This window comes from Bacteroides sp. 44_46, from assembly GCF_001915465.1.
GTDB classification, from domain to species: domain Bacteria; phylum Bacteroidota; class Bacteroidia; order Bacteroidales; family Bacteroidaceae; genus Bacteroides; species Bacteroides clarus.
Window position 1 is genome coordinate 78,589 of the sequence record NZ_MNQO01000019.1, and the last position, 18,951, is coordinate 97,539.

General features: G+C 47.9%; 13 protein-coding genes. 9 read left to right on the forward strand and 4 right to left on the reverse strand.

The genetic code is table 11. The annotated features are described in order from the left end of the window. Positions 1–52: 52 nt before the first annotated feature. The 7 genes from nuoH to BHV73_RS11495 all read left to right on the forward strand — a co-directional run bounded on the left by nuoH (position 53) and on the right by BHV73_RS11495 (position 7,512). Positions 53–1,129, forward strand: coding sequence for an NADH-quinone oxidoreductase subunit NuoH (gene nuoH, locus BHV73_RS11465; RefSeq protein WP_009123015.1), 1,077 nt, complete (start codon positions 53–55; stop codon positions 1,127–1,129). Next, positions 1,129–1,632, forward strand: coding sequence for a NuoI/complex I 23 kDa subunit family protein (locus tag BHV73_RS11470; RefSeq protein ID WP_009123014.1), 504 nt, complete (start codon positions 1,129–1,131; stop codon positions 1,630–1,632). The genes nuoH and BHV73_RS11470 overlap by 1 nt, the downstream gene beginning before the upstream one ends. A gap of 29 nt (positions 1,633–1,661) precedes the next feature. Then, entirely contained in the window at positions 1,662–2,174 is a 513-nt protein-coding gene (locus tag BHV73_RS11475; RefSeq protein ID WP_009123013.1) for an NADH-quinone oxidoreductase subunit J family protein, read from the forward strand. A gap of 5 nt (positions 2,175–2,179) precedes the next feature. Next, entirely contained in the window at positions 2,180–2,488 is a 309-nt protein-coding gene (nuoK, locus tag BHV73_RS11480; RefSeq protein ID WP_009123012.1) for an NADH-quinone oxidoreductase subunit NuoK, read from the forward strand. Positions 2,489–2,564: 76 nt separating this feature from the next. Continuing rightward, complete coding sequence (nuoL, locus tag BHV73_RS11485) at positions 2,565–4,481, forward strand: NADH-quinone oxidoreductase subunit L (RefSeq protein ID WP_286738376.1); 1,917 nt, start codon at positions 2,565–2,567, stop codon at positions 4,479–4,481. Positions 4,482–4,550: 69 nt separating this feature from the next. Then, positions 4,551–6,038, forward strand: coding sequence for a complex I subunit 4 family protein (locus BHV73_RS11490; protein ID WP_009123010.1), 1,488 nt, complete (start codon positions 4,551–4,553; stop codon positions 6,036–6,038). A gap of 34 nt (positions 6,039–6,072) precedes the next feature. After that, complete coding sequence (locus BHV73_RS11495; RefSeq protein WP_286738378.1) at positions 6,073–7,512, forward strand: NADH-quinone oxidoreductase subunit N; 1,440 nt, start codon at positions 6,073–6,075, stop codon at positions 7,510–7,512. A gap of 150 nt (positions 7,513–7,662) precedes the next feature. Here BHV73_RS11495 and BHV73_RS11500 read toward each other — a convergent pair whose 3' ends face one another. Further along, positions 7,663–8,532, reverse strand: a complete 870-nt coding sequence (locus tag BHV73_RS11500) for an AraC family transcriptional regulator (RefSeq protein ID WP_286738380.1) — start codon at positions 8,530–8,532, stop codon at positions 7,663–7,665. Between the two features lie 515 nt (positions 8,533–9,047). On the opposite strand from BHV73_RS11500, the gene uxuA reads away from it, so the two are divergent. Together uxuA and BHV73_RS11510 are read left to right on the forward strand one after the other, a co-directional pair. After that, entirely contained in the window at positions 9,048–10,226 is a 1,179-nt protein-coding gene (gene uxuA, locus BHV73_RS11505) for a mannonate dehydratase (RefSeq protein WP_087425602.1), read from the forward strand. Positions 10,227–10,276: 50 nt separating this feature from the next. Next, positions 10,277–11,092 carry an SDR family oxidoreductase gene (locus BHV73_RS11510; RefSeq protein ID WP_004289114.1) on the forward strand — a complete coding sequence of 272 codons (816 nt, stop codon included), beginning with the start codon at positions 10,277–10,279 and terminating at the stop codon, positions 11,090–11,092. A gap of 99 nt (positions 11,093–11,191) precedes the next feature. Here the strand turns inward: BHV73_RS11510 and BHV73_RS11515 are convergent, their stop codons facing one another. The 3 genes from BHV73_RS11515 to BHV73_RS11525 form a co-directional block, all read right to left on the reverse strand. Further along, positions 11,192–13,144 (reverse strand): RagB/SusD family nutrient uptake outer membrane protein, encoded by a 1,953-nt coding sequence (locus BHV73_RS11515; protein ID WP_087412350.1) that lies wholly within the window; start codon positions 13,142–13,144, stop codon positions 11,192–11,194. Positions 13,145–13,167: 23 nt separating this feature from the next. Beyond that, positions 13,168–16,323, reverse strand: coding sequence for a SusC/RagA family TonB-linked outer membrane protein (locus BHV73_RS11520; protein ID WP_087412417.1), 3,156 nt, complete (start codon positions 16,321–16,323; stop codon positions 13,168–13,170). Positions 16,324–16,502: 179 nt separating this feature from the next. Further along, positions 16,503–18,929, reverse strand: coding sequence for a sensor histidine kinase (locus BHV73_RS11525; protein ID WP_118467927.1), 2,427 nt, complete (start codon positions 18,927–18,929; stop codon positions 16,503–16,505). Positions 18,930–18,951 lie beyond the last annotated feature (22 nt).

The following is an 18,951-nucleotide window of genomic DNA, read 5'->3' on the forward strand; positions in this document are numbered from 1 at the left end:
CAAACATACACCAAACTATCAAATAGTAAATCGTAAAATCGTAAATAAACAGATGTTTGACTTTAGTATAGTAACCAATTGGATTCACCAGATGCTGACCTCCTTCATGCCGGAAGGTCTGGCGGTGTTTCTCGAATGTGTAGTGATAGGCGTATGCATCATCCTGATGTATGCAGTGCTTGCCATTATCCTGATTTATATGGAGCGCAAGATATGCGCCTTTTTCCAATGCCGCCTCGGACCGATGCGTGTGGGAAAGTGGGGATTGCTCCAAGTGCCCTGCGACGTTATCAAGATGTTGACTAAAGAAATCATTGACCTGAAGTTCTCCGACAGATTCCTCTACAACCTGGCGCCGTTCATGGTCATTATAGCCTCGTTCCTCACTTTCGCCTGTCTGCCCATCAGCAAAGGACTGGAAGTGCTTGACTTCAACGTGGGCGTGTTCTTCCTGCTTGCCGCTTCAAGTATCGGCGTGGTAGGTATCCTGCTTGCCGGCTGGAGTTCCAACAACAAGTTCTCGCTTATCGGAGCCATGCGAAGCGGCGCGCAAATCATCAGTTACGAACTTTCCTGCGGGCTGAGTATCCTGACAATGGTAGTCCTGATGGGCACGATGCAGTTCTCCGAAATCGTAGCCGGACAAGCCGACGGCTGGTTTATATTCAAAGGGCACATCCCGGCAGTTATAGCGTTCGTCATCTATCTTATTGCGGGTAATGCGGAAACCAACCGCGGCCCGTTCGACTTGCCCGAAGCCGAAAGCGAGCTGACCGCCGGTTATCATACGGAATACTCCGGTATGGGTTTCGGCTTCTTCTATCTGGCAGAGTACCTGAACCTGTTCATCGTAGCCGGTATAGCCGCCACTATTTTCCTGGGTGGCTGGATGCCGTTGCACATCGTCGGTCTGGACGGTTTCAATGCGGTCATGGATTACATTCCGGGCTTTGTGTGGTTCTTCGGCAAGGCATTCTTCGTAGTATTCCTGCTGATGTGGATTAAATGGACATTCCCGCGCCTGCGCATCGACCAGATTCTGAACCTCGAATGGAAATATCTGGTTCCTATCAGCATGGTGAACCTGATTCTAATGGTATTAATCGTAGTATTTAAATTACATTTCTGATGAAAGATAATAACTCCTACATAGGCAGCCTCATCAATGGTATCACTTCCCTGCTCACGGGTATGAAAACCACTATGACCGTTTTCTGCCGTAAGAAGACTACCGAACAATATCCGGAAAACCGGAAGACGCTGAAACTCTCCGAACGTTTCCGGGGTACGCTGACAATGCCCCACAATGAGCGGAACGAGCACCATTGCATCGCGTGCGGCCTGTGCCAGATGGCTTGTCCCAACGACACCATCAAGGTGACGAGCGAAACCGTAGAAACGGAAGACGGCAAGAAAAAGAAGATACTGGCGAAATACGAATACGATCTCGGCTCCTGTATATTCTGCCAGCTTTGCGTCAATGCCTGTCCGCACGATGCCATCACATTCGACCAGAACTTTGAGCATGCCGTATTCGACCGCAGCAAACTGGTACTGACGCTGAATCATCCGGGCAGTCACGTAGAAGAGAAGAAGAAACCCGCCGCTCCCCAACCCGAAGTAGCGAAGTAATTAGTAATTCATAATTAGTAATCAATAACATGGAATTTAATCTTGAAACAATAGTATTTTACTTCCTTGCGGCTTTTATTACCGTATTCTCCATACTGACGGTAACCACCAAACGTATGGTACGTTCGGCCACATACCTGCTGTTTGTGCTGTTCGGTACAGCCGGCATCTACTTCCTGCTGGGATACACATTCCTCGGTTCGGTACAGATTATGGTATACGCGGGCGGTATCGTCGTGCTTTACGTCTTCTCCATCCTGCTCACCAGCGGTGAAGGCGACATGGCGGGAAAGCTGAAACGCAGCAAGTTCCTCGCCGGACTGGGCACTACCGTAGCCGGAGCTGTCATTGTACTGTTCATAACCCTGAAACATAAATTCATCGCCACCACCGACGTAGCACCTCTTGAAGTCAACATCAAGACTATCGGCCACCACATGCTGAGCGGTGACAAGTACGGTTACCTGTTGCCTTTCGAAGCCGTCAGTATTCTGCTGCTGGCATGTATCGTAGGCGGATTATTAATAGCACGTAAAAGATAAGAATTATGATACACATGGAATATTACCTGATAGTCTCGGCTATCATGTTTTTCGCCGGTATCTACGGGTTCTTCACCCGCCGCAATACCTTGGCGATATTGATTTCAATCGAGTTGATACTGAACGCTACGGACATCAACTTCGCGGTATTCAACCGTTTTCTGTTTCCCGGCGGGCTGGAAGGCTATTTCTTCGCCCTGTTCTCCATCGCCATCTCGGCGGCCGAGACAGCTGTGGCCATCGCTATCATGATTAACATCTATCGCAACATACGTTCTATCCAGGTGAACAAGCTGGACGAACTCAAATGGTAATCACTAAATTTAAAATTAAAAGAGAAATGGAGTTTCATTTTTTAATTCTCAACTCTTAATTCTCAATTTAGAAATTATGGAATATACGATTCTAATCCTTCTTCTTCCCTTGCTCTCGTTCCTTGTGTTGGGATTGGGCGGCAAATGGATGTCGCACCGCACCGCCGGAATCATCGGCACGGCGGTACTGGGTGCAGTGGCGGTACTCTCCTACCTCACCGCAATACAATATTTCGCCTCTCCCCGGCTGGCAGACGGCACATACGCCACGCTGATGCCTTACAACTGTACATGGCTGCCGTTCACACCGTCGCTCAGCATTGACCTGGGCATCTTGCTCGATCCCATATCGGTGATGATGCTGATTGTCATAAGTACCGTATCATTCATGGTACACCTCTACTCTTTCGGCTATATGAAAGGGGAACGCGGTTTCCAACGCTATTATGCTTTCCTCTCGCTTTTCACCATGTCCATGCTGGGGCTGGTGGTAGCGACCAATATCTTCCAGATGTATCTGTTCTGGGAGTTGGTGGGTGTATCTTCCTACCTGCTGATCGGCTTCTACTATACGAAACCCGCGGCAATCGCCGCCAGCAAGAAAGCGTTTATCGTGACCCGTTTTGCCGACCTTGGCTTCCTTATCGGTATTCTGGTTTACGGTTACTATGCCGGAACCTATACTTTCCAGCCCAATGAAATGGCACTGCTGAAAGGCGGCGCAACAATGATTCCGCTGGCGCTGGGACTGATGTTCATCGGTGGAGCCGGCAAGAGCGCCATGTTCCCGCTGCACATCTGGCTGCCCGACGCTATGGAAGGCCCTACTCCGGTCAGCGCGTTGATTCATGCCGCTACCATGGTCGTCGCAGGCGTCTATCTGGTGGCACGCATGTTCCCGCTGTTCATCGACTATGCACCCCATGTGCTGCACCTCGTTGCCTATGTAGGTGCATTCACAGCGTTCTACGCCGCCAGCGTAGCCTGTGTGCAAAGCGACATCAAGCGTGTGCTCGCCTTCTCCACCATCTCGCAGATAGGCTTTATGATGGTGGCTCTCGGCGTATGTACTTCCATGAACCCGCACGAAGGCGGGCTGGGCTATATGGCAGGTATGTTCCATTTGTTTACGCACGCCATGTTCAAGGCATTGCTGTTCCTCGGCGCAGGCAGCATCATCCACGCGGTGCACAGCAACGAGATGTCCGCTATGGGCGGGCTGCGCAAATATATGCCGATTACGCATATCACTTTCCTGATAGCCTGCCTTGCCATCGCCGGCATTCCCCCGTTCTCCGGATTCTTCTCCAAGGACGAGATATTGACGGCCTGCTTCCAATTCAGCCCTGCCATGGGTTGGATAATGACAGTGATTGCCGCAATGACCGCATTCTATATGTTCCGCCTCTACTACGGCATTTTCTGGAGCGACAGGAAGTCGGCGGTTAGCGACGAGCACGCGCAAGACACCGAGCACGCGCACCACACTCCCCACGAAAGCCCGTTGACGATGACCGTCCCGTTGATGTTCCTCGCCGTTGTTACAGTGGTTGCCGGATTCATTCCTTTCGGACACTTCGTCAGTTCAAACGGCGAAGCCTATACCATTCATCTGGACTGGGGCGTGGCAGGTACAAGCATAGCCATCGCCGTTATTTCCATCGCTTTGGCAACCTATATGTATAAAAGCGGAAAGCAACCCGTCGCCAATGCGCTCGCCCACCGCTTCAACGGTTTGTGGACGGCAGCCTACCACCGCTTCTATATCGATGAAGTTTACCAGTTTATCACCCACCGCATCATCTTCGGCTGCATCAGCCGTCCCATTGCCTGGTGGGACCGTCATGTGGTAGACGGCTTCTTCGACTTTCTGGCCTGGGGCGCCAATGCCACCAGCGACGAGATACGAGGCCTGCAAAGCGGACGCATCCAGCAATACACCTTCGTATTCCTGCTGGGTACGCTCATACTGATATTGCTGCTGTTGCTGTAAACGAGAAACGGACATTGATATCGATGTATCAATCCATAGAACAATAACAATTAATACAATACTATAAAGATGAATTTCTTATCCATATTCGTACTCATCCCTTTGCTGATGCTGCTGGGTCTTTGGCTCAGCCGTAACATAGCACAGATACGCGCGGTGATGACAACCGGCGCTTCGGCACTGCTCATCGCTGCCGTCGGACTGACTATCGTCTATCTGCAAGCCCGTCATGGCGGCGCTACGGATGAAATGCTGTTCCGTGCCGACGTAGCCTGGTATCCCGCCCTCAACATTCACTATTCCGTAGGTGTGGACGGCATCTCGGTAGCCATGCTGCTGCTCTCGGCCGTCATTGTCTTTACGGGAACATTCGCCTCCTGGCGTCTGCAACCGCTGACCAAAGAATATTTCCTGTGGTTCACCCTGCTGTCAATGGGTGTGTTCGGCTTCTTTATCTCCACCGACCTGTTCACCATGTTCATGTTCTACGAGGTAGCGCTTATCCCGATGTACCTGCTGATTGGCGTATGGGGCTCGGGACGCAAGGAATATGCCGCCATGAAACTGACACTGATGCTTATGGGCGGTTCCGCCTTCCTGCTGATCGGTATCTTGGGTATCTACTTCGGCAGCGGCGCCACCACCATGAACCTGCTGGAAATAGCCCAACTGCACAATATCCCTATCGAGCAACAACGCATCTGGTTCCCGCTTACCTTCCTTGGTTTCGGTGTGCTGGGCGCTCTGTTCCCTTTCCACACATGGAGCCCCGACGGTCACGCATCCGCACCGACTGCCGTTTCCATGCTGCATGCGGGCGTACTGATGAAACTGGGCGGTTACGGATGTTTCCGCATCGCCATGTATCTGATGCCCGAAGCCGCGCAGGAACTCGGCTGGATATTCCTCGTACTGACAGGTATCTCCGTTGTATACGGCGCATTCTCCGCCTGCGTGCAAACCGACCTGAAATATATCAACGCCTACTCTTCCGTATCGCACTGCGGTCTGGTGCTTTTCGCCATTCTGATGATGAACCGGACGGCCTGTACGGGCGCCGTGCTGCAAATGCTTTCCCACGGATTGATGACCGCCCTGTTCTTCGCCCTTATCGGTATGATTTACGGACGTACGCACACACGTGACGTACGCGAGCTTAGCGGACTGATGAAGATTATGCCTTTCCTGGCCGTATCCTACGTCATCGCCGGTCTTGCCAACCTCGGTTTGCCGGGACTCAGCGGCTTCATCGCCGAAATGACAATCTTCAACGGCGCTTTCCAGCATCCCGATACATTCCACCGCGTATGGACCGTCATTGCCTGCACAAGCATCGTGATTACCGCGGTCTACATTCTGCGCCTTGTCGGTAAAATCCTTTACGGAACCTGCACCAACAAGCACCACCTGACATTGACCGATGCCACGTGGGACGAACGTACCGCCGTAATCATCCTTATCGCTTGCGTAGCCGGCCTCGGTCTTGCCCCGCTGTGGATAAGCAACATGATTGGAGACAGCGTGCTGCCGGTAGTCAACCTATTAGCCACTCACTAATCATTAATCACTAAACAGTTAATCACTAAATAACATGGATTACTCCCAATTTCTCTTAATGAAGGAAGAGCTGTCGCTGATAGCGGTTATCGTTATCCTCTTCATAGCCGACCTCTTCATGAGTCCGGATGCGCACAAGAACGACGGCAAGCCGATGTTGAACACCATGCTGCCCGTTGTTCTGCTCATTATCCATACGCTTATAACCATCATTCCCGGCCCGGCAGCCGACGCTTTCGGCGGGATGTACCATAACCAGCCGATACAGAGCATCGTCAAATCCATCCTCAGCATAGGTACGCTTATCGTATTCCTCATGGCGCACGAATGGATGCGCCGCCCCGATACGGCAATCAAGCAAGGCGAGTTTTATGTGCTGACACTCTCCACGCTGCTGGGTATGTACTTTATGATTTCCGCCGGCCATTTCCTGATGTTCTTCATCGGACTGGAAACCGCCAGTATCCCGATGGCCGCACTGGTGGCTTTCGACAAGTACCGCCACCACTCCGCCGAGGCAGGAGCCAAATACATTCTTACCGCACTCTTTTCCAGCGGCCTGCTGCTTTACGGCCTTTCGCTGATATACGGTTCGGTAGGTACGCTCTACTTCGCTGATATTCCGGCACGTCTGGACGGAAACCCGTTACAGATTATGGCGTTCGTATTCTTTTTCTCCGGCATGGGATTCAAGATTTCATTGGTGCCCTTCCACTTGTGGACGGCCGACGTATACGAAGGCGCCCCGAGTACGGTAACCGCTTACCTGAGCGTTATCTCCAAAGGCGCGGCGGCATTCGTGCTGATGACCATACTTTATAAAGTGTTTGCCCCGATGGTGGCGCAATGGCAGGAAGTGCTTTACTGGGTTATCATCGCCTCCATCACGCTTGCCAACCTCTTCGCGCTGCGTCAGGAAAACCTGAAACGACTGATGGCGTTCTCCAGTATCTCACAGGCCGGTTACATCATGCTGGGTGTCATCAGCGGAACGTCACTGGGTATGACGTCACTGGTGTACTACGTATTGATTTACCTGTTTGCCAACCTCGCGGTCTTTACCGTTATCACGATTGTGGCATTACGTGCCAATAAGTTTACGCTGGAAGATTACAACGGATTGTACACCACCAATCCCAAGCTGGCTTTCCTCATGACATTGGCGCTGTTCTCACTGGCGGGTATCCCGCCGTTTGCGGGCTTCTTCTCGAAGTTCTTCATCTTTGCGGCAGCCTTCCAGAGCGGTTTCCATCTGCTGGTATTCATTGCGCTGATCAACACGATCCTGTCACTTTACTATTATCTGAAGATTGTAAAGGCAATGTACATCAACAAGAGCGACGAGCCGATTACCGCTTTCCGCAGCGACAACTACACGCGCGCCAGCCTTGTCATCTGTACGCTGGGCATCGTGGCGCTGAGCATTGCAAGCGTGGTATACCAGTCCATCGACAAGTTCTCGTTCGGCATGTAGCGGTTGGTTTTCCGTAAAACAACGTTTATCACATATCCCCCTTCACTTTCCACGCTCCCCTTTCCACGGGAGATAGAGGGTGAAGGGGGATTAATATGTCAAGGGAGTTGAGGAGCCAGGAGCTTATCAACGCTTCGACAGCCCTTAATTCTACTTCATGATTTGGTTTCTGTACTGCGTCGGCGTCAGCCCCGTCAGTTGCTTAAAGGTACGGTTGAAATGCGAGATAGAGTCGAAGCCGCACTCCACCGCTATCTGCGAAATCTCCATGTCACCGATGGTCAGCAGCTTGCACGCATAGCCGATGCGCATATCCGTTACATATTGCAGGAAAGTCTTTTCCGTGACCTCTTTGAAAAAGCGGCAAAACGCGCTGCTGTTCATATTCGCCATTTCGGCAATCTCGTCGAGCTTGAGGGAACGGGTGTAATTGCTGTTGATGAAGGAGATGATTTTATCAATCCGTTTGTTGCCTGCCGTGGGGAACTTCTCGTAGTAGAAAGGGCTTGCCAACATCTTCTTTTGGGAGGACACGGACAATCCCTGCAATAAATCCAGCAATCCCGTTATCTGCCCGAAGCCTTTCAGTTCGGGGAAAGCGGATACCATGTCACGTGCCGGGCTGTCGTCGGCGGTGTGAAAAACTACTCCCCGTTTGGCCTCTTTCAGCAGCAGCCGTATCTGATGAAACTGCGGATAATGGTCGAAAGAGTATTGCATGAAGTTCTCCTCGAACTGAATGATGGTGCCTTGCACCCGCAGCAAAGGATTACCGCAATGATAAGCATCGTCACTCCGCATGTAATGAGGCAGGTTGGGACCGAACAATATCACATCGCCGTCCGAAAACCGCTCTATGCAATCGCCCACAAAGCAGCGGCCGCTACTGTTCCTCACATAGATTATTTCGTACTGGCTGTGGAAGTGCCAGGGATAAGTGAAACGGTCGTAGTCGTAGTAACGCGCCTTTATCGGGTTGGATTCCGATATCTGAAGTTGTTCGTTTATTATCTGTCTCATAACGCTGCTTGCTATCAGTCCGGCATCTGCCGGCTTGTCCGTAGAACAAAGATACGAATAATAATAATAAGTACACCGGGAAGAAAGAAATTACAAAGAGGGGATAACGGAAATAACAAGGGGGAACAACGAAAATACCAATAGCCGGTACACGGAATACCAACGCTTGGTAGCGGTTGTACCAAAGCATGGTACGAGCCGTACCTTAGTGTGGTATGAGATGTACCAACCGTTGGTATAGGCCGTACCAGATGCCGGTACTATATTGGTACTTATATGCTATTGATTTAAAGTCGTTTACTTCTCTGCGCCGGCTACTATCCCATCTTTCTTCCGATATATGCAAATATCCGCAAATATCCTGCAAATATCCGTTCATATACGGAGTGTTTTAGTGCCTATATTTGCACCGGATAAAGATGTGCATAGTTAGTTCATACTATCTGTCATTCAGAGAATACAGGCTTGCAACATCTGTTCAAATAATCATTTTAAATCATTAATACAAAGGAAGTATGGAAAAGACTTGGAGATGGTTTGGTAAAAAAGACAAAATAACGCTCGATATGCTTCGTCAAATCGGTGTGGAAGGTATAGTCACCGCTTTGCACGATGTGCCCAACGGCGAAATATGGACAGAGGAAGCTATCAACGATTTGAAGGCATATATCGAGTCCTACGGTTTGCGCTGGTCGGTTGTAGAGAGCCTGCCCGTATGCGAGGCCATTAAGTACGCCGGACCGGAACGCGAACAGTTGATAGAGAATTACAAAATCAGCCTCGCCAACCTGGGTAAATGCGGCGTAAAGACCGTATGCTACAACTTTATGCCCGTTATCGACTGGATACGTACGGATTTGCAGCATCCCTGGGCGGACGGTACATCATCACTCTATTTCAACCGGGTACGTTTTGCCTATTTCGACCTGCGCATTCTTCAACGTGAGGGAGCCGAGAAAGACTACTCTGCGGAAGAACTGGCTAAGGTGGCCGAGCTGGACAAAACCATCACCGAAGCCGAAAAAGAGAGCCTTATCGACACAATCATCGTAAAGACACAGGGATTCGTAAACGGCAACATCAAGGAAGGCGACAAGAACCCGGTGAATATCTTCAAGAACCTGCTGGCCTTGTACAAAGGTATCGACCGCGACGCGCTCCGCGAAAACATGCGGTATTTCCTTGCCGCCGTCATGCCGGTGTGCGAGGAATACGGAGTGAATATGTGCGTACATCCCGACGACCCTCCTTTCCAAGTATTGGGTCTGCCGCGTATCGTTACCAACGAGGAGGACATCGCATGGTTCCTGAACGCTGTGGATAATCCTCACAACGGACTGACCTTCTGTGCCGGCTCACTCAGCGCGGGAGAGCATAACGATACCCGCGAACTCGCCAGAAAGTTTGCATCACGCACCCACTTTGTACATCTGCGCAGCACCGCAGCCATGCCGGGCGGAAACTTCATAGAAAGCTCCCACCTGACGGGACGCGGGCACCTCATCGACCTTATCCGTATCTTCGAGCAAGAAAATCCGAACCTGCCCATGCGTGTAGACCACGGACGGATGATGCTGGGCGATGAGAACAAAGGATACAATCCCGGCTATTCATTCCACGGCCGCATGCTGGCGCTGGCACAGGTGGAAGGCATGATGGCAGTGGTGCGGGATGAAATGGGGATTGAGAATTAAGTATGAAGCATACAGTATAAGAACGATAAATAATAAAAGAAAGAAAAACTATGAACGAACAATTCAGTATTGCAGGTAAAGTAGCGGTCATCACCGGCGCAGGTGGTGTATTGGGCGGCAGCATCGCCAAGTGTTTTATGCAACAAGGCGCTAAAGTTGTAGCGGTGGACATCCGTCAGGAACAACTGGACAAGCGCGTAGAGGAACTGAAAACGTATGGTGAAGATGTTATCGGTATCGTAGGTAACGTACTGGACATCGCCAGCCTTGAGAAACTTGCCGATGACATCGTTGCCAAGTGGGGACGTATCGACATTCTGCTCAACATCGCCGGCGGAAATATGCCGGGCGCAACTCTGGCTCCCGACCAGCACTTCTACGACATGGATATCTCCTGCTGGGAGAAAGTTACCAACCTGAACATGAACGGAACCGTTTATCCGTCTTTGGTGTTCAGCAAAGTGATGGCAAAGCAGGGTAAAGGATGCATTGTCAACGTATCTTCCATGGCGGCATACAGCGCCATCACCCGTGTTCCGGGTTACTCGGCCGCCAAGACGGCCGTTGCCAACTTCACGCAATGGCTGGCAAGCGAACTGGCTCTGAAATACGGAGACGGTATCCGTGTCAACGCCATCGCCCCGGGCTTCTTCATCGGCGACCAGAACCGTGCCGTACTCATCAATCCCGACGGCTCACTGACCGACCGCAGCAAGAAAGTATTGGCCAAGACTCCGATGAAACGCTTCGGTGACATCAACGAGTTGAACGGCGCCGTACAATTCCTGTGCAGCGATGCCGCCAGCTTCGTTACAGGCGCATTGCTCCCTATCGACGGTGGTTTCAGCGCATTCAGCGGAGTATAATCCGGCAGAGGTTTTCCTCTAAGGAATGAATAAAGAAGGCTCTCTACCTTGCGGTAGAGAGCCTTCTTATTTATTATAAACTTATAAAATGGATATTGCTTAATATCCCGGATTCTGCTCTGCTTTCTTTTCTTCCGGAGTCAGTGCGTGACCGTTCTTCTGGATAGCATCCAGGTAGGTTTGCGGAATAGGACGCAGATTATGGCGTTCTTGAATATTAGGTGCAGCATCCGGATTGAATGCTTTGGTACGTTCAACCAAAGTCAATGTTCTTGATAAATCCTGCCAACGATGGAATTCACCGCAAAGCTCGCGAGAACGCTCATTCAATAACAGACACATCATACGGTCATAATCCGTGCTATAACCTAACTTACTGATAATCGCCTCATCTTCGGCCGGCAAGTTATGAATATCCGTAATTTGCAAGTTCGTAGCATCCTTCATTGACTTATCGATGTTATTGGACTCATAATAAGAATTCTCGGCATAATATGAATTCACACCGTCGTCCTTATATCCCAAAGCTTTATCATTGTAAGCAGCGCCACCGTCACAATATACAGAACGGTCTTCTCCACTTTTATAAGCGGCACGTGCGCGAAGGTCATTGATATAACCTAAAGCATCCGAATATTTACCTTGACGAATCAACACTTCTGCGGCAATCAGATAAGTTTCACCTAATCGGGCAAGAATACCGTCACGGAAACCTACACGACTGTCTCTCGATTCACGGGAGCCGTCAATATACTTATTCAGTGTACAATAACGAGTAGTATAATCATACAACGCTTCATCATCTTGCCCATTACGATCTTTCGGGTAAGCAACAAATACAGTCGGAATTGTTTTTCCCGTCTTATCGTAAACCACCTCATTGTTCAGTTGTACAGCATTAAAACGAGTATCACCGGGACGGTTAATTACGTACATAATACCTAAATCACCATGTACATATCCGGAACCTTTCTGCGGGTTATTCACTGCATATTTTGTTTTAAAGCTTTTCCAGAAACGAGAGTCTTTCACCATATCATATACATTGTACATATAATAGGTAGTTCTGAGACGCTGGTATTCGCGTTCACCCGCAATATCACGCTGCATTTGAGGCAAATCCTTGTATACAGAAACATAATAGAGATGACACTGATTACCATTGGCTCCCTCCGTTGCCTTATCAGAAGAGAATTGAGCTGCCAAGATTATCTCATCCAATTGCTCATTTGCACCATTCGGTTCGGTATAATTCCACAAATCCGCATAATTCGGAGCTAAATTATGATGAGATATAACCTCCCGCGCCAAACGTAACGCTTCTTTCAAGTCTTCCTCTTTCGTAGCGCCATTCCAATCATCATTTATCTCACTGGCACGCAGCAAATATGCTTTAGCTAGAAAATGCGCTGCCGCGTCTTTCGTCATCTTTCCCGTCATGGAAGCCGTTTCGGGTAGATACGTATAGGCATCTTTCAAGTCATCAATCACTTGTTGCAATGTTTCTTCGGCAGTGGCACGAGAAAACTCACGTTCCGGGGTTTCGCTCGGAGTAAGTTTCAAAGGAACTCCGCCGTATTGAGATACCAGTTTCAAATAATTGAATCCACGAAGGAAATAAGCTTCACCCATGTAGGTATTCTTATTGGCCTCTTTATAACTGTCCGGAGTAACTTTGCTTAGCAGCAAGTTGGCATTGTTGATGCCGATATACATACCATCCCATACCTCATACATATTGGTTGAGTTACTGACTATTGATGACTGGAAATTACCGTCATAATTATTCCAGGAAGCATTAGAACCGTCACCACCTACACGAAACTCATCCGTACCATAGTTCGTCGTGGCACATGCCCACTCTTTGGAAAAATGGAAACGCAAATTATAGTAAAGACTGACTTCCAAACGGTCAATACCTTCTTGGGTATCGAAGAAATCCGTATTCTGCTGAGTAGTCAACTCCTCATCCAGAAAATCACTGCACGAAGTCATCGGACCTACTAAAGTCAAGGCTAACAAGCCAAATGTTATTTTTTTATGTAGTTTCATAATCGTAATACTTTTAATGACATTTAAAATCCAACATTCAAACCAATTGTAAATCCACGGTTCCAAGTAGAAGTAAATGCTTGCGAAGCATCCAATTCCAAGAAATCAATATTAGAGAAGATTCGTCCCGGGTTCTTAGCTTGTACATAAACTTTCAGATTGGATAAATTCCACTTCTTGATAAGCGTCTGCGGGAAAGTGTAACCCAAAGAAATATTACGTACCTTCAGGAATGAACCGTTCTTATAACCTACAATACGATAGTAAGGGTCTCCACCACCAATATTGTAAATAGGTTTCTGATATTCTGCATTCTTGTTATTTTCGTTATAATAGTTTATCTTACGCTGCATATAACGTCCGCCCTGCCATTCGCCGCCGGTATCTACCATATAATCGAAACGGCCGTACATCATAACAGAAAGGTCAAAATTCTTATAAGTAAACGTATTCGTCATACCAAAAGTCCAGCGAGGACGAGTGTGTCCTATGATTACACGGTCATCATTCGGATCGATTTTATAGTCACCATTCTGATCGACCGGACGTACCATACCTGCTTGGAAAGAATGCCCCTTAGCATTGAACTTAGCCATTTCAGCAGCATCCTCTTCTTTCCAAAGGCCGCCGCACTCGTAACCGTAGATTACGCCCAATGCCTGTCCTATAAACCAATTATTATTGATATCATCTTCTTTACCATTTGCCAACTCATCAATCTTGTCCTTCTGCCATGCAGCATTAATGCTGGTAGACCACTCAAAATCACGCGTTTTGATATTAACGGTATTCAGTGTTATATCCACACCGATATTGGATGTCTTACCTACATTGGCATATGTATTAGTATAACCGTTCAATGAAGGTATTGTCATTGCCATCAGCAAGTCGGTAGTACGTGAAGTATAGAAATCAAGAACTCCGGAAATTCGTCCATTTAATACCGAGTAATCAAGACCGATATTATATTGGGTAGTCTTTTCCCAAGACAAGTCTTTATTAGCCATAGCTACGGCTCCATCCTTAATCAAAGGTTCTGAAGCGGCATAACCGGGAGCAAGTGTAGCACCAAACGGATAATAGAGCGAAACGATGGCACCCTTTGTTTGATAAGGGTCAATGGCAGAGTTACCGGTAACACCGACACCCAGACGGAACTTCAATTGATTCAACCAGGTAACGTCTTTCAGGAACTCTTCCTGATCGAGACGCCAACCCAAAGCCGCGCTAGGGAAGAAAGCCCACTTATTACCTTCTGCAAGCTGTGAAGCACCATCCCAACGACCGGAAACCGTCAGCAAATACTTATTATTATAATCATAGTTCACACGGAACATATAAGAAAGAAGCTGTTTCTCAATCAGCCCGCTGTTCCACTCATCCAACAAAGAAACGTTCTCTTTCGACAATGCATTCCATTTTGCACTCTCCAAAGGAATGCCTTCGGCTGCCATAGAAGATTCTTCATAATGATAACCCGTAGCACTTTGCAATAAAGTAAGTCCGAATGAATGTTTGCCTATTTCTTTATCATAGTAAATCAAGTTGTCCAATGTCCAAGAAAAGTCTGACTGATTGGATAATGAAGCACGATTCTTACCTTCACTGCTGATTGACTCTTCATTACGGAATGTACCGTTTCTATAATAGCGGAAATCCGGTCCGAAATTAAAACGATATCTAAGCCCTTTTAAAGGAGCATAAATTTCACCCAAATCCAACTGAGCATACAAACTACCAATAGCACGGAACATACGGCGTTCATTCTGGCTATTGTTCCATTCGTTCATCACATTCTTTACTTTATCATCGCCACCGGGATATTCAATGCGGTTACCATTCTCATCATAAGGTGACGCGTAAGGGAACAAGCTGGTAGATGCCGCATACAAGTTAGAGGGCATTCCCTTGATTAACTGTCCAACAGAACTTGCAGACGAACCGTATTGCTGTTCGCTGAATGTACCATTAACATTCAATCCTAAATTGAACCATTTAGTAGGCTTCAAATCCAAACTCAACTTTGTGGTATAACGGGTATAAGCCTGGCCTTTCACCGTACCCTCATTATCCAAATAACCGATAGATGCATAGCCCTTCATTTTATCCGTACCGCCACTGGCACTCAATGTGTGTTCATGAGTAATTCCTGTTTGCGTAACCATATCACACCAATCCGTATTAGGAACACGAGAACCGTCCCAAGTACCACCGGCCCAACCCATTTCGATATTCTTCCAAGCTGTCGGATCAGTGGCACCCAAAAAGATTTCGTAGTCATTTTCCTTAGTAGGCTGGTCTCCACGAGGATATTTGGATGGATTCAGATAGTAATAAGACCAACGACGCCAATCGATATACTCGGCAGAGTTCATCATTTCGGAATAGTCCTGCAAATTTTCGATAGTAACCGTACCGGAGTAGTTCAAGGACATTTTACCTTCTTTACCGGATTTGGTAGTAACCAGAATAACGCCATTGGCACCACGGGAACCGTAGATAGCTGTGGCAGAGGCGTCTTTCAACACATCAATAGATTCGATATCCTGCGGATTCAAGGTTTCAATACCGCTATTGGACATCAAAGGGATACCGTCCACTACATACAGCGGGGTATTGCTGGCGCTCAAAGAACGCACACCGCGTACGTTAATTGTTCCGACTTCCCCCGGGCGCTCATTGCTGACAATGTCCACACCGGCTGCCTTACCCTGCATGGCTTCAAAAGCATTGGCTACCGGACGTGAATTCAGTTCTTCGGAACCTACGCGAATCATGGCGCCGGTAACATCCGATTTCTTCTGAACGCCATAACCCACTACCACTACTTCATCCAGCATTTCATTGTCTTCCACAAGCACCACTTTAAGACTGGTCTTGTTCTTCGCGGAGATTTCCTGAGTCTTGTAACCGATATAACTGATCTGGATAACTCCCGCTTCGGGCACGTCATTCAGCGTGAACTTACCGTCGATGTCAGTGATGATTCCGTTCGTTGTCCCTTTGACAAGAACACTGGCACCGATGATAGATTCACCGTTTCCGTCCACTACAAGTCCTGTGATTGTTTTGTTTTGCGCGAATGCGCATAAGGTTGCTGCAAAAGCAAAGAGCACAAACAGCACCTGACGCTTAAGTATACTCATAGAATATACTCCTTCTTTCTTCCTGCTTCTCATAGAATAATCTTGGTTTAACAATTAGTTTAACATTAGCGTTTTTCTAACACAGTGTTTGATGCGGACAAAATTATTAATCTCAAAGCAGTTATAGCATAACCGTTTTGATACAATTCATTCTTTTTTTGCTATAAATGAGTGGGGAAAAGATAGAAGATTATCCGATAATATCGCTCCTATCAAGCGATAGGTAATGTAAACCAAAAGCACGCCCCTTTGCCCGGTTCGCTCTCTACGCCGATGGTTCCGCCCAGTTGCTCAACGATGCTCTTACTGATGGACAAACCCAATCCGGTTCCATGCACAAAAGAGTTCAACTTGACAAAACGGTCAAATATTTCGGTTTGCTTTTCCTGCATGATGCCGATGCCGGTATCGGCGACATAAAAGCGTAAATGGCCGGCATCTATCCGGTCATATCCCAAACGTATGCTACCGGTAGCGGTAAACTTTATCGCGTTATTAATAAAGTTGGCGATGACCTGGTTCAAGCGGTTGCGGTCGCTCGCTATGACGCACTCCGGCAGGTGACGGTCGAAGACGACCTCTACTCCCGGCTTGGCTTTTAGCTTCATCACACGCACCATGTCTTCACATAGCAGGTTCACATCCAGTTCCCGTTCGACGAAGTCAAAGGTTCCGGCTTCCATTTTAGACAAGTCCAGAATATCGGATATCAGTTGCAGCAACAGTTCGTTGTTTTCTTCTACGATTGCCATGTACTGCTCCCGTTCTTCCGGATTCTCTTCCTGCACCAGCAGACTGGAGAAGCCGACAATCGCATTCAACGGAGTACGTATCTCATGGCTCATATTGGCGAGGAAAGCGCTTTTCAGGCGGTCGGCCGTTTCGGCTTTCTCTTTGGCATCGATCAGTTTGGATTCGGTTTCTTTCAGCTCCGTGATATCATAGTTTATGCCGATAAGCTCGATTACTCCGTTTTCCGGCTTAAACTGGTTGACTACCACGTTGGTGCGTATCCAGTTCCATTGGTCTTTTGTTCCCGGACGCAAGATACGCATCTCTCCCTTGAAGTCTTTCACTTTGCCGAGACGCGCCTTATAGAAGAAGTCCAGCATCTGTTTTCTATCCTCCGGATGCATCTTGCCATATACTTCTACGACTTCCGGCAAGGAAGCGTTTTCATCTTCTCCCATATTCTTATACCATTGCTTGATGGCATAACCTTTCTTATCCAGCAGATTCAACTTTGCATAACCCACTTTCGCATAATCGGAAATCAACAGGAAGAAGTTCTCAAAATCGCATATGCGGCTCAAAGCGTCTATACGCTCGGTATTATCAATATTGATTAGGGCATATCCGGTAAAGTATCCTTTACTGTCGTATATCTTACTTACTTTGGTGTACAGATTAATCTTATTACGCCTGTCGGAAGGATAATACCCCTCTATACTCCCGAATTCATAATCCAGACGGAAATCCACGACATCCTGCTCGCGTATCCGCTCTATCAGTTGAGGGGACAGATTCGGATTCTCAAACAGGTTGATACCTATTACATCGGCTTTGTCGCGGATGCCGAATATCTCCATGTTCTTATTGTTAATATCTACCAGAATACCGTTCGTATCATAAATCTCCACTCCGGCCGGTATATTGGTAAAGATATTCCTGAACAGTTTCTCACTGCGGTCTAAAGCCTGGCGCTCATGTATAGCCTCATCTTTCGCTTTACGCAACTCAACGCAAATACTGATGATATTCGCCAACGAGCTCAACCACTGGTAGTCTTCATTACTCCACAAGATGGTACGGTCTACCAAATCCACTCCCATAAATCCTTTCACCGTATCATCCGCCACCAATGGAACAACCATCAGCGCCTTGATGCCCTGCCGGTCCAATAATTGGAATTCGCTTTCTTCCATTTCGGGCAGCTTATACAATGACTCGAACAATATAGGTTTCCCGGATAGAATCTGCGAAGCCCACCATGACATGGAAGTCACCGGAATATTCTGGAGTGTTTCTATGGCCGGCATTACTCCTTCGGCTACAACCTCGTACGTACAAGTCTGGGAAGTATAATCCTCGTTATACTCAAAGATATAGGCGCGCCCCGCACGGAAGAAATCCAGAATATCTTTCAGGATTTCGTAAATGCCGGAAGCCACCGATTCATCTTTCAGAAAATGGGACAAGGAATGGGAAATGGAATTCTGACGGTACAACAGATTATTGATATGGCACATTCTGTCCTTATCTTCTTTATTCACGGGTTCCGTTACGCGTTGCAGAATTCCGAAGACTTTTAAATGTCCGTCAGGCGTAATCTCCTTAAAACCCATACGGGAATGTACCCAAATCACTCCTGCCGCAGTATGAATAGGAAAGGTCTGTTCGTAGACTTCCACTTCTGTAATGGCAAGAAACTCTCTGGTAATGCGCCCCCGATAGTCTTCACGAATCATCCGGCCGAAATCCATGAAAGAAAGTGACTCTCCTTTTACTCCCAACAAATCGCATACATATTCGGAACAAAGATACTGCTTAGCGGAGAAGTCGGCCTCCCACCAACCAATCCGTCCAAGCAGGGATAGGCGGCGAAAACGTTCGGTGTCATTGTGAAGGGGAACGCCCATAATGTGTCTATTTTTTTAATGA